Source organism: Pseudoalteromonas sp. CO325X, from assembly GCF_004208955.1.
Lineage (GTDB): Bacteria > Pseudomonadota > Gammaproteobacteria > Enterobacterales > Alteromonadaceae > Pseudoalteromonas > Pseudoalteromonas ruthenica.
Genome location: NZ_SGPG01000010.1, coordinates 39,732 through 52,156 on the forward strand (window position 1 = coordinate 39,732; position 12,425 = coordinate 52,156).

General features: G+C 47.4%; 10 protein-coding genes. 7 read left to right on the forward strand and 3 right to left on the reverse strand.

Annotated features, from left to right (window positions below):
• The first annotated feature begins 17 nt into the window (after positions 1-17).
• The 6 genes from pyrD to EXT46_RS03585 all read left to right on the forward strand — a co-directional run bounded on the left by pyrD (position 18) and on the right by EXT46_RS03585 (position 7,767).
• Positions 18-1,028, forward strand: a complete 1,011-nt coding sequence (gene pyrD / locus EXT46_RS03560; RefSeq protein ID WP_130145251.1) for a quinone-dependent dihydroorotate dehydrogenase — start codon at positions 18-20, stop codon at positions 1,026-1,028.
• A gap of 130 nt (positions 1,029-1,158) precedes the next feature.
• Positions 1,159-1,686, forward strand: a complete 528-nt coding sequence (locus tag EXT46_RS03565; RefSeq protein ID WP_130145253.1) for a cell division protein ZapC domain-containing protein — start codon at positions 1,159-1,161, stop codon at positions 1,684-1,686.
• A 53-nt stretch (positions 1,687-1,739) separates the two neighbouring features.
• Positions 1,740-3,860, forward strand: coding sequence for a bifunctional 23S rRNA (guanine(2069)-N(7))-methyltransferase RlmK/23S rRNA (guanine(2445)-N(2))-methyltransferase RlmL (gene rlmKL / locus EXT46_RS03570; RefSeq protein WP_130145255.1), 2,121 nt, complete (start codon positions 1,740-1,742; stop codon positions 3,858-3,860).
• Positions 3,835-4,101, forward strand: a complete 267-nt coding sequence (locus EXT46_RS03575) for a glutaredoxin family protein (RefSeq protein WP_053911331.1) — start codon at positions 3,835-3,837, stop codon at positions 4,099-4,101. Before rlmKL ends, EXT46_RS03575 begins: the two co-directional genes overlap by 26 nt.
• Positions 4,088-6,004 carry an ABC transporter ATP-binding protein gene (locus EXT46_RS03580; protein WP_130145257.1) on the forward strand — a complete coding sequence of 639 codons (1,917 nt, stop codon included), beginning with the start codon at positions 4,088-4,090 and terminating at the stop codon, positions 6,002-6,004. Before EXT46_RS03575 ends, EXT46_RS03580 begins: the two co-directional genes overlap by 14 nt.
• An 11-nt stretch (positions 6,005-6,015) precedes the next feature.
• Positions 6,016-7,767, forward strand: a complete 1,752-nt coding sequence (locus EXT46_RS03585) for a DUF3466 family protein (protein ID WP_130145259.1) — start codon at positions 6,016-6,018, stop codon at positions 7,765-7,767.
• A 53-nt stretch (positions 7,768-7,820) separates the two neighbouring features.
• Here the strand turns inward: EXT46_RS03585 and EXT46_RS03590 are convergent, their stop codons facing one another.
• Positions 7,821-10,262 carry a TonB-dependent receptor gene (locus EXT46_RS03590; protein ID WP_130145261.1) on the reverse strand — a complete coding sequence of 814 codons (2,442 nt, stop codon included), beginning with the start codon at positions 10,260-10,262 and terminating at the stop codon, positions 7,821-7,823.
• A gap of 151 nt (positions 10,263-10,413) precedes the next feature.
• On the opposite strand from EXT46_RS03590, the gene EXT46_RS03595 reads away from it, so the two are divergent.
• Complete coding sequence (locus tag EXT46_RS03595) at positions 10,414-10,938, forward strand: YaeQ family protein (RefSeq protein WP_130145263.1); 525 nt, start codon at positions 10,414-10,416, stop codon at positions 10,936-10,938.
• Here EXT46_RS03595 and yfaE read toward each other — a convergent pair.
• Positions 10,935-11,183, reverse strand: a complete 249-nt coding sequence (yfaE, locus tag EXT46_RS03600; protein WP_053911376.1) for a class I ribonucleotide reductase maintenance protein YfaE — start codon at positions 11,181-11,183, stop codon at positions 10,935-10,937. The genes EXT46_RS03595 and yfaE overlap by 4 nt on opposite strands.
• 56 nt (positions 11,184-11,239) lie before the next feature.
• On the reverse strand, positions 11,240-12,370 hold the full coding sequence (gene nrdB, locus EXT46_RS03605) for a class Ia ribonucleoside-diphosphate reductase subunit beta (protein ID WP_022943828.1): 1,131 nt from the start codon (positions 12,368-12,370) through the stop codon (positions 11,240-11,242).
• Between the last annotated feature and the right edge of the window lie 55 nt (positions 12,371-12,425).

Below are 12,425 nucleotides of genomic sequence, written 5' to 3' on the forward strand. Positions count from 1 at the left end.
ATTTTTTTGGGGGTTCCATGTTTTATGATTTAGCGCGTCGGTTTATGTTCACTAAAGACGCTGAGTGGGCGCATGACTTCGCATTGTCTAATTTAAGCCGCTATGCCAACACGCCCTTATCCATGGCGTGGTCCCAGTCAGTTCGAGACAAACCGGTTAATTTCCTTGGCCTTGAATTTAAAAATCCCGTGGGGTTGGCGGCTGGATTAGATAAAAATGCCGAATGCATTGAAGCCTTCGCCCAGATGGGATTTGGTTTTATTGAGGTGGGTACGGTGACTCCGCGACCTCAGCAAGGAAATGACAAGCCGCGCATTTTCCGTTTGCCAGAGCAACATGCGGTGATCAACCGTATGGGGTTCAACAACAAAGGCGTTGATAACTTAGTGGCGAATGTCAAAGCCGCCAATTATGATGGGATCTTGGGGATCAACATAGGTAAAAACAAAGACACGCCTAATGAGCAGGGCAAAGACGACTATATCCACTGCATGCGTAAAGTCTTTGAACATGCCTCGTATATAACCGTCAATATTTCTTCGCCAAACACCCCAGGGCTGCGTGACTTGCAATACGGCGAAGCGCTCGATGACTTGTTATCGAGTTTGAAAAATGAACAGCTCGACTTGGCAGCCAAACACCATAAACAAGTCCCGATGCTGGTCAAAGTTGCACCGGATTTAGACAGTGTTCAAGTCGAGCAGGTCACCCAATCGTTATTGAACAACCACATTGACGGGGTGATTGCGACTAATACCACCTTAGAGCGCAGCGCTGTTGCGGGTTTGCAATATGCCGATGAGGCTGGCGGACTGTCAGGACGTCCGGTGCGGGCTAAGTCTCTAGAGGTTATTAAAGAGATCAAACGGTTATCGCAAGGGCGTTTACCTATTATCGGTGTCGGTGGCATTGACAGTGCCGAAGCCGCCAAAGAAAAGCTTGATGGCGGTGCTGATCTACTGCAAGTGTATACCGGCTTTATCTATGAAGGTCCGGCTTTAGTGAAAAGGATCGTTCGCGCCTTATAAGGATCAGTTATGTTAGTGTTTGATCCCTCATAAAATATTCTTAGAATCTATTTTACATGGGATCAACTAACGCTATAATCCAAAGTTATAAGGTAGGTGTACAAAGGCTTTTACGGATTTAGAGGGCAACATGTTACAGGCACAACGACATTGGCAATGGCAAATCTCGAGTGAGCAAAATCGCTTAGTGCTTGATATGGGAGAGATGCAGTTTTGCACGCCCTATAAGCCGCGCCAACTGACAGATGAAGCCTTGAGTGAGCCCCAATTTAACCTTCTTGACGCCGACTTTTATGAGCAAGTGGGCGAGTATTTAAGTACTTTTAATCTGTGGAGCGATGCGCAGATTTGTCAGATAGCACTTAACGCCACAGCGGTAAAACACTACCTCAAGCCTGTGCTGGCTAAAAGTTGGTTTTTTGCGCCATACACCGGGCGAGATATCAATCAAGAGGCCATTGTTAGCCTGACTTCACAGTGCCAAAGCGGCCAGTTTCTCATTGTTGATTGTGCCGATGGCGCCAGTGTTTGTTTGTGCTTGGAACCACACTTCGCACTTGATGAAAATCTTAGCCTCAAACAGTTTGAGGTTATCAAGGTACTGAACAACCGAATTCATCCTATTTTATCCGCTCAGAACCAACAAAAGCGCGCTTAACCTTCCTCGGCTATGATACAATCTCGGCGAATTTACGAGATAGGATAGTCACTTTGCAATTTGTTGCCCTTACTTCCATAGGCATTGAACAGTTACTCGAGCAAGAGCTCAGCGCGCTTGGCGCCGAAGTACAAAAACAGCGTGTTGGCGCGGTGGAGTTCAGTGCTGATAGCCTTACTGCTCAACGCATTTGTTTAACGACGCGCCTTGCTACTCGGGTCATGCTGCAATTGCAACAGGGCAGTGGTGTTGAAGACAAAACCGCGTTATATAATTTTGCCCGCTTTCAGCCTTGGCAAGAGTATTTTGGGCCGGATCAGTCTTTTGCCGTGGAGTTTAATGGCACTAACCGCCAGCTGAAAAATAGTCAGTTTGGTGGCCTTGTTATTAAAGACGCAATTTGTGATTACTTCCATGATTTATATGAGCGCCGCCCAAATGTCAGCAAAGAGCACCCTGACGTGCGCGTGGTGGCAAAGCTTAATCGTGATAAGCTGACTTTGTACATTGATTATTCAGGTCCTCGTCTTTCACAGCGTGGATACCGTAGCGCTCAGGGTAAAGCTCCCTTAAAGGAAAACCTAGCGGCCGCGTTGATTATGCGCAGTGGCTGGCTAGATGACACCACGCAACCGCTGTTTGATCCCACCTGTGGCTCTGGCACCTTACTCATTGAAGCGGCGCTAATGGCAAAAAACATTGCTCCGGGTTTGCAACGTGAGCAGTTTGCCTTTGAACGTTTACCCAGTCACCGAGCGGTCAAATTTAAAGAATTAAAGCAATCGCTGCGCGATGAGATTAACGACAGCGCTAAACCTTGGCTGATTGGTCATGATATTAATTCCAAGGTCATTTCCAAGGCTAAAGACAATGCTGCGCGCGCCGAAGTCGCTGAGTATATCGATTTTGACACCGGTGACTTGGCCAATATGAAGGCGCCGTGTAAACGCCCTGGTGTGGTCATTGCGAACTTACCTTACGGTGAACGCTTGGGATCGATGGCCGAAATTTTGGCCCTGTATCGCCAGCTGGGTCATCAACTCAAACAGGGCTTTTGCCACTGGCGCAGCGCTTTGCTAGTAAGTGATGCAGAGCTATTAAAGTTGTTTAAATTAGTTAAGCACAAGCAATACAAGTTTAAAAATGGCCCCATCGATACGGTGTTGGCACTGTACGACATTACCGAAGAACAGACCCAAGGGCACAAAGGCGATAAAACACCGTTGCATTTTGAGCAGTCGGTGGCCTTTGCCAATCGCCTGAAAAAGAACCGCCAAGGTCTGAAAAAGTGGCTCAAGCAAGAGCAAATCAGCGCGTATCGTATTTATGATGCCGATATTCCTGAATACAATGTTGCCGTGGACGTCTATCCAGACAGCGCGGTGATCTACGAGTATGCTGCGCCGAAGAACATCGATGAGGGCGTCGCCCAGAAACGTCTGCAGGATGTATTGATGTTAACCTGTGAGACGCTGTCGCTGGCGCCAGCTAATGTTGCCTTGAAAGTGCGACAGCGGCAAAAAGGTGACAGTCAATACCAAGCGCAAGCGAATCAAGGTCGCACCCAAGTGATTAGCGAGTATGGCGCGCTATTTGAGGTGAATTTATATGACTATCTTGATACCGGTATTTTCCTCGATCACCGTTTAGCACGTAAGTACATTCGCGATATCGCCAAAGATCAACGGGTACTGAACCTATTTGCCTATACAGGCACTGCCTCGGTGCAAGCGGCGCTGGGCGGAGCTAAATCAGTGACCACCGTGGATATGTCGAAAACATATCTACAATGGGCGCAGCGTAACTTCGCATTGAATAAATTAAAGAGCCCGCGCTATCGTTTTGAGCATGGCAATTGTTTAGAGTGGATAAAACGTACGCGCGGTGAGTACGATGTGATTTTTCTCGACCCGCCAACCTTTTCAAACTCAAAACGCATGAAGGAAAGTTTTGATGTACAGCGTGACCATGTCAGCCTATTGGTAGACACAGCTAAGTTATTGGCTAAAAATGGCACCTTAGTGTTTTCGAACAATAAACGTGGTTTTAAGATGGACGAAGACGCTTTGGCTTTACAAGGCTTGCGTGTTGAAAATATCACCGCGCAGACGCAGTCTGCAGATTTTGCCCGTAACAAACATATTCACAATGCCTGGGTTATTCGCCGTGGCTAAGGTGGTGTTATATCACACCGAGGGGTGTCACCTGTGTGAGCAGGCGCAAGCAATGTTGGCGCAGCATCCACAAGTCAGTGCTATTGAATTGCGTGACATCATCGATGATCCCGAATGGCTGAGCGCCTACCAAGTGCGTATTCCCGTTATGGCGTTGGCACATCGACCCGAGGCCGAGCTGGGGTGGCCTTTTGACCAGCAGGCAATCAATCAATTAATAGAGCAGTATGGACCTTATTAGAATAACAAACGGCCAGTTGGCCTATGGAACCCACCCGTTACTTGACGGTGCCAATGCCGTTATTGAGCAGGGCGAGCGTGTGTGTGTCGTTGGCCGTAACGGCGCGGGAAAATCGACTTTTTTAAAAGTCCTGAGCGGTGATGTAATCCTTGATGATGGTGACATTAATCAGGTCGGTGAGCTTAAAATCGCGCGCCTAGAGCAAGATCCACCCCGTGATAGTGTGGGCAGCGTATTCGACTATGTGGCCGATGGCCTGCCCACCGTAGCTAAATTACTTAAAGAGTTTCATGCCTTAAACGCACAGCTTGCTGAGCATGCCGATGATGAAAAAGCATTGTCGCGTCTGGCAAGTATTTCTGCCGATATTGAAGCCCAAGATGGCTGGCGATTTGATTCCAAGATTAAGCTCGTACTGGGGCAATTAGAATTAGATGCAGATGCGCAATTAGCCACTCTTTCAGGAGGGTGGCTGCGAAAAGTGGCGCTGGCGAAGGCCCTGGTTGGTGAACCCGATTTACTGCTATTGGATGAGCCTACGAACCACCTGGATGTCGCATCGGTTAAGTGGCTAGAGCAATTTTTGAAAGAGTTTAAAGGCGCGATTATCTTTATCTCGCATGACCGTGCCTTTATCCGTGCCTTAGCAACCCGCATTCTCGATCTTGATCGTGGCCAGTTGGTCTCATACCCAGGGGATTATGCAACTTACCTAGAGCGCAAAGCCCACGATTTAAAAGTGCAAGAACAGCAAAACGCCGAGTTTGATAAAAAGCTGGCAGAAGAAGAAGCGTGGATCCGCCAAGGCATTAAGGCGCGACGCACCCGTAACGAAGGCCGCGTACGCGCGCTTAAAGCACTGCGACAAGAGCGTAAACAACGGGTAGAGCAAGTCGGCAAAGTTGATTTAAATATCGAAACCGCAGCACGTTCAGGCAAGTTAGTTGCCGAGGCAAAGCATTTATGCCATGCCTTTGGTGATAAAGTCATCGTCGATGACTTTTCCACGTTATTGATGCGTGGTGACCGTGTTGGCCTCGTCGGCCCTAATGGGGTCGGCAAAACGACCTTGTTGAAGCTACTGTTTGGGCAGTTGCAAAGCACCAAAGGACAACTTAAACAAGGCGTTAATTTAGAAATAGCTTATTTTGACCAATACCGTGCCAAGCTTGATGAAGAGGCAAGCGTGCAAGACAACGTCGCGGACGGTAAGCAGGAAGTCAATGTAGGCGGGCGCTCACGCCATGTTCTGGGTTACTTGCAAGATTTTCTATTCCCCCCTAAGCGCGCTCGCACGCCAGTGAAGGCCCTCTCTGGAGGAGAAAAGAACCGCCTGTTACTAGCGAAAATTTTCTTGCAGCCATCGAATGTATTAGTACTCGATGAGCCAACTAACGACCTTGATATTGAAACACTCGAGCTATTGGAAGATATTGTTAACCAATATCAAGGCACGGTGTTGATTGTTAGTCACGACCGGGAGTTTATCGATAACACCTGCTCCAGCGTATGGGGATTTGACGGCAATGGTAAAATTACCGAAGTGGTGGGCGGTTACAGCGATTATGAAGCTTATCGCGCCCAACAGTTGGCGGCATTAGAGGCGCAGCGTAAAGCCAGTGCCGAGGCCGAGCAGCAACAAGGGCAGAGCAAAACGAGCAAGCCTAAATCCAGTAATAAGCTGTCTTATAAGCATAAGCGCGAACTCGAAACTTTACCTGAGCAGGTGGAACAGTTTGAGCAAGCTATTGACACATTGCAACAAGAGGTCAATAGTAGTGACTTTTTTAAGCAAGATAACGAAACTACCAGCGCTAAATTGAACCAATTAGCCGAGCTTGAGTCGAAGCTTGAAGCTGCGTTCGCCCGTTGGGAAGAACTCGAAGAATTACAAAATCAGTAGTAGGGAAGAACATGAAAAAATCCTTAGTCGCATTGAGCATCCTTACCGGCTTGAGCGCCCATGTCCATGGTGCCGTTTATCAGGTGGAGGAGCTGAGTACCTTAGATATTGCGAAACACCATTACGTTACTGATGCTAATAATAATGGCGAGGTTATTGGCCAAGCTCGTGGCGTATACAATCTTCCAATCGATGTTAGTTACATAGACTTTAGTGATAGCCAGATCACCAACGCATACGATGATTGGGAGCGTAGTCAGTTCGAAGCCATTGATAAAGAAATTACCTTTACCTTGGACGATATCGAAGCAGGTAACCTCAACGCTGATGCGCATCGTTTTATGCTCAGCTTCCTATCAACCTCTAGTGTTAACAGCGATGCCAACTGGCAGAAAATTGCTGATAGCGTGGCTGTAAACTTTACACCGAGCCCAGCAACAGAGCAGGTGTTATTAGACGAGCAAAGCAATCATTACGACGGTTTGACGCGCAGCGTCGCCAACTTATATAACGCTATCAGTGAAGATGGGGTGCGCGCAGGGTGGTCATCAGCACCTTATGAACAAATAGAATTCACGCCGAGTGGCGATGATGAGGCGCAAACCTATTTTGTGCGCGATTTTCGCTCTCGCGGGGTGGTTGTCGGTGTTGATGGCACGGTAGTCACCTTGCCAGTGATCAGCGATTTATACGGCGGTCAAGGGACAGCGAATGATATCGTTATGCGCCCTGATGGCGGTTATTATGTGGTTGGTGACAGCTCAACTGGCGTGCCTGAAGACCGCCAAGATAACTATGACGATCGCTGCGACGGTGAAGATGAGCCGGTTGCAGTGTGCGTTTGGGAAATCGAAAATCGCAGCGCCAGCAATACCCGCAATGGTTTGTATGACCGCCGAGCCACATTGTGGACCTTGGATGCAGATTTAAATGTGGTTGATACAAAGAACCTTGGTTTAGGGTTGAGCATTGAAGAAGACGAAAACAGTGCATTCGTCTCTACGGCGTTGGCCGTTAATGCACAAGGAGTTGCGGTTGGTTATTCACACATCCGTGATAATAACAACGATAATCGCATTAATACCCTGCCAGCCCTGTTTAAAGATGGTGAAGTACTAGAAATCATCGACCAAGAAGATGATTGGTACTCTGGTAAGGCAACGGCGATTACTGATAATGGCATCGTCACCGGCTATGCCACCAAAAACATCGAAGGGCGACGCACGACCAAGTTCTTCTACCATAACATTGAAACGGGCACCACAGTGTTCCCTACAGACTACTTTACCAGTTCAAGCTCAGTGGGCCGTGACATAAACGAGCAGGGCGTCATTGTCGGCGAAGGTGAAGTCGATGTTGTTAACTCAGGCAGTCGTCGTCGTGAAGGCTTTATTTATACCTTAGGTGATGACAAAATCGCCAATATTAACGATTTATTGCCGTGCTACGACGTTGATGGTGAAAGCAACTATCCGTATACCTTCGCTGAAGCAACAGCCATTGATGATGACAACATCATTTATGGTGTTGCTACTAAAACCGAACCTAAGTTGAATTCTTTCGGTGAAGTGGAGGTCGATAGTGATGGTGAGACGCTATACGAGAGTGTAGCCAAACCAGTGAAACTCACTCCTATCGCCGGCGGTGAGGTTGAAGAGTGCCCACCTGAGGCTGCAGAAACCTACGAGCGTCAAAGCGGAAGTCTAGGTTGGCTCGCCTTATTGGCGTTACCGCTGCTAGGCTGGCGCCGTAAACACGGTTAAGGTTACAAACATAAAAAAGCCCGCAAATGCGGGCTTTTTTATGTCTAACCGAATTAGAAGTAAGCGCGAATACCGAGACGCAGATTACGCCCAGGTAACGGAGCTTGCTCTTTTATAAAGGAGCTATGAACAAAGCCAAGCTCATCAGTCAGGTTATTTAATTGCATGTAAGCCACGCCATCAAACGACCCCACGGCAAAGTTATAGTCAACGGTGAAATCAACTAAGGTATAAGCGTCGGTGACCGTTTCTGAGGCGGCAATATCATCTTGCTCGAGATAGTGCGTGGCCTTAAGTGCTAAGTCCCAATTTTGTAGCGTGTAATCAAGCTGGGTGCCAAGCTTAGCGGCAGGAATACGAGGAATATACTCACCGTTATCGAGTTTTGCGCTGACCGAGTCGGCAAAGCCCTTAATACGCCATTGCTGGCTAATTTGGTAGTGCATATCTAACTCGAAGCCATAAAGTTCGGCGTCTTGAGACTGATATTGATACACTGTCATGGCGTCTTCATCGCCAAGCTGTGCAGCAATGAAGCCTTCATCATGCTCATATACCAAGCCTGTATCTTGTTGGTAATAGAAGTTTTCAACGTCGTTATAGAACACACTTAGGTTAACGCCAAAATCACCGATGTATTTACGCCAGCTGACATCAATGTTATTTGCCACTTCTTGTTGCACATTTTGGCCGTTAAAGTGCGCTTCACCGTCTTCTATATCATAAGCAAGACCTAACTCGTACGTTGATGTTGCGATATGCTCACCATTAGATAGCAGCTCAGCCGTGAGTGGAGCACGCTCAGAATGAGATAAGCTGACAGCTAAACTGTAACCTTCTTGGTACTGCCAAATCCCACCTAATGAAAAACTTAGGTTGGTTTCATCATACTCATAAGCGATAAGCTCAGTGTCTTCAAGGTGCTCATCATGATGTTCTTGTTCATGGCCATGATCTTCATGTTCATCTTCATGATCTGATGTACCAGCTATATCGCTAGACAAACTGTAATCTTCGACGCGAGCACCAAGCTCTAATGTCCAGTCACCAAATTCACGCTCTTCCAGCAAGTACAGGGCGTGTACTTGCGTTTCTGTCGCAGGTGTAAAGGCTTCGGCACCCGAAGCTGCATAGTCAGAGTCAGTGTAGTGATAGCCCAATGTACCGTGCCATTGACCAACGCGATGCTTGGCATTGATGCGTGCTTCATGGGTGGTATTTTCGAATAAGGTACCGATTGTCTGCTCTTCCACTTCAGCGTGTCGGTAGTCTGTGTAACCTGCGCGAACGCTCAGTGTTTCTATGATACTGTCGTGGAATGAGTAACTTGCTAACGCTTGCCAGCGGTCTTGCTCAACGCGCGCAAATACATTGTGGGCTTGCTCTTCGCCGGCATGTTCATCGTGACCGTCATGCTCATCTTCGTGTCCATGATCTTCATGGCCATGTTCATCGTGTCCGTGCTCTTCATGATCGTGATGGTCATGGGAGTGGGCTGGAATTCCGTAATCGCTCTCAATACGGCCATAAGACAAACCAAGGGTCCAATGATCAGCAACGTAACTGGTGCCTAAATTTACCGTCGCACTATCGATAAAGGTATTATCCACTTTATCGTGGGCCTCTAATTCGCCCTCATGCTCTTGGGTGTCAAAACGTGGAGTCTCATAATCATGACCAACACGGTCAGTGCCATCGACATGGACATTAAAGCCATCGTGACCCGCTGCAAACTTACCCGCATAGGTGTTGGTAGTCGATACGGTATCATGGCTGTATTCAGCAGCTCCTTCGTAACCCTCAATACGATCGGTGGGGATACGGTTATCAACGACGTTCACTACACCACCGATAGCACCAGAGCCATACAACAACGTAGCTGGGCCACGAAGTACTTCTATTTGCTCAGCAGCAATAGACTCGGTGGTCACAGCATGATCCGGACCGACGCGAGAGGCATCACTGCTGTCTAAACCATTTTGAGTGATCTTTACACGTGGGCCATCTAAACCACGAATGATAGGGCTCGATGAAACAGGGCCGAAATAACTGGCGTTAATGCCTGGGATCCCTTTGAGGGTCTCACCCAATGTTGGTTGCGCGCTATCACGCAGTGCATCGCCGCTCAGTACAGATACTGGCGATACCATGTCGAGGTTATTTTTATCCAGTCCCGAAGCGTAAACAACAACGGTTTCAATTGCGGAGGGGGTAAGGTTGACTTGAACCGTTTGGTCTTGCTCATTGACCGCCACGCGCTTATCAATATAGTCGTCTTTACTGAAATGTAGCTCGCCCGCTGCATCCAGGGTGATTGAAAACTCACCATTGGCATTGGTACGAACGCTTTGCTGTTTACCATGGTAGTGGACAATAACGTTCTCGATTGGTTGTTGTTGAGGGTCGATAACGGTTCCGGTCACAGTGCCCGCGAGCGCATTGGGCGCACTCAATAGCGCGGCAATAGTGAGAGAAAGAGGCGCAGGTTTGAACATAAGAATACTTCCAGTTACTGACATTGGCTATAATATAACATTAGCAAATCAACAAACTCAACAATGTTATACTATAACCTCGAGTTTATTCGTTGTTACCCAGCGCCTTGCTCTATACTTACTAAGTATCAAGGATCAGGAAGCGGGACTTATGAGCGATAAAGGAAGGGTGTTTAAAGCACACTTTACAATTAATGATAACGTTCATCACTGCCAATTGAATGAGCATTTTACAACCGCGCGGCGAGATAACGAATCCCTACATCACTTTATCCTACGACTGCTTGGATTTTGCTTATTTGCTTATCGCCATGACCTTAGGTTATGTGACGCCCGTGAAAAACCACAGCGTGATGTTTATGCCAAAAATGATTTCGATGATTATGAGCTGGTTATCGAAGTGTTTACAGGTGATATTAAGGTCTTAAATAAACTGTATCGTGAGGCTCAACAATTATATGTGATCACCGTAATGCCAGTTGATAGTGAGCTACAGCACTGGTTACTAGCACATCAGCGAGTTGAGCTAATTGCTATCGAAAACGCTTTTATTGAGCGCTTAGAGGCCATGTTGGCGCGCTCTTTGGCATGGCATGTGAGTGTTGACAGTGATGAAATCAGCATTACTGCCAATGATGTATTTGTTCGTTCAGCTCTGCAGGTGAGTTGGTTTTAGTCGTCAAAACTTATTGCAATGTCGCCTTCAGGGGTGGAGCAACACAGTAATATTTCACCATCACGAATAAAAGCAAGCGGCTCGTGGCGATACACCACGCTGCCTTGACATAGCTTGGCTCGACAAGCGCCGCAAAACCCTTCACGGCATTGATATGGCGCATCGACACCTTGGCTTTCTAGGCTATGTAACAAGCTGGGGCTCTGCTCTGGGTGAAGCAAGGCCTGGCCATTAAGTGTGATGATAGCGGGTTTGTTAGACACGATGAGGAAGAGTAGGGGCCAAAGAGGCCCCACTTATATTAAAGGTCAAAGTCACCAAAATCGTTAGCATCCACTTGCGAATCGATTTGGCCAACTAAGTAAGAGCTGATTTCCGCTTCTTGCGGAGCGACTTGCACGTTATCAGATACCAACCAAGCATTGATCCATGGGATCGGATTGCTTTGAGTTTCAAATTGAGTTGGCAAGCCCACCGCGCTCATACGCACATTGGTAATGTACTCAACGTACTGACAGAGAATGTCTTTGTTGAGGCCTATCATAGAGCCATCTTTGAAGAGATATTCAGCCCACTCTTTTTCTTGTTGCGCGGCATCAACGAACATCGCAATGGCTTGTTCGCGGCACTCGGCTGCTACCTCTGCCATTTGCGGGTCGTCCTTACCTTCTTGCATAATATTGAGCATGTGCTGCGTACCAGAGAGGTGCAAGGCTTCATCACGAGCGATAAGCTTAATGATTTTCGCATTGCCTTCCATCAGCTCACGCTCTGCAAACGCAAACGAGCATGCAAATGACACATAGAAGCGAATGGCTTCAAGAATATTCACCGACATCATCGCTAAATACAAACGTTTCTTAAGCTCGTACAGGCTCACATCAATGACATCGCCGTTAACGGTGTGCTGACCTTCGCCGTACAGGTTATAAATTGATGTTAAGTGGATTAAGTCATCATAGTAACGAGTCACCGCGTCGGCACGCTCATTGATTTTGTCATTGGTGACAATGTCATCAAAAATAAGCTCAGGGGATTGCGTTACATTGCGAATGATATGAGTGTATGAGCGACTGTGGATGGTCTCACTGAACGCCCATGTTTCTATCCAGGTCTCCAACTCGGGTAGCGACACGATAGGTAGCAAGGCAACGTTGGGTGAGCGCCCTTGAACACTGTCTAGCAGGGTTTGGTATTTCAGGTTACTCAAGAAAATGTGACGTTCATGATCGGGCAAGGATTGAAAATCAACACGGTCTTTGCTGACATCCACTTCTTCCGGGCGCCAAAAGAAAGACAGTTGCTTTTCAATTAACTTCTCAAAAATAGGGTACTTCTGCTGGTCGTAACGTGACACATTCACCGTTTGCCCAAAAAACATCGGTTCTTTTAATTGGTCGTTATGATTACGGCTAAAAGTGGTGTATGACATAGTCGTGGGGTCTCAATCTACTTGGTAGAACAACAAAGGAATGCGGCTGTACACA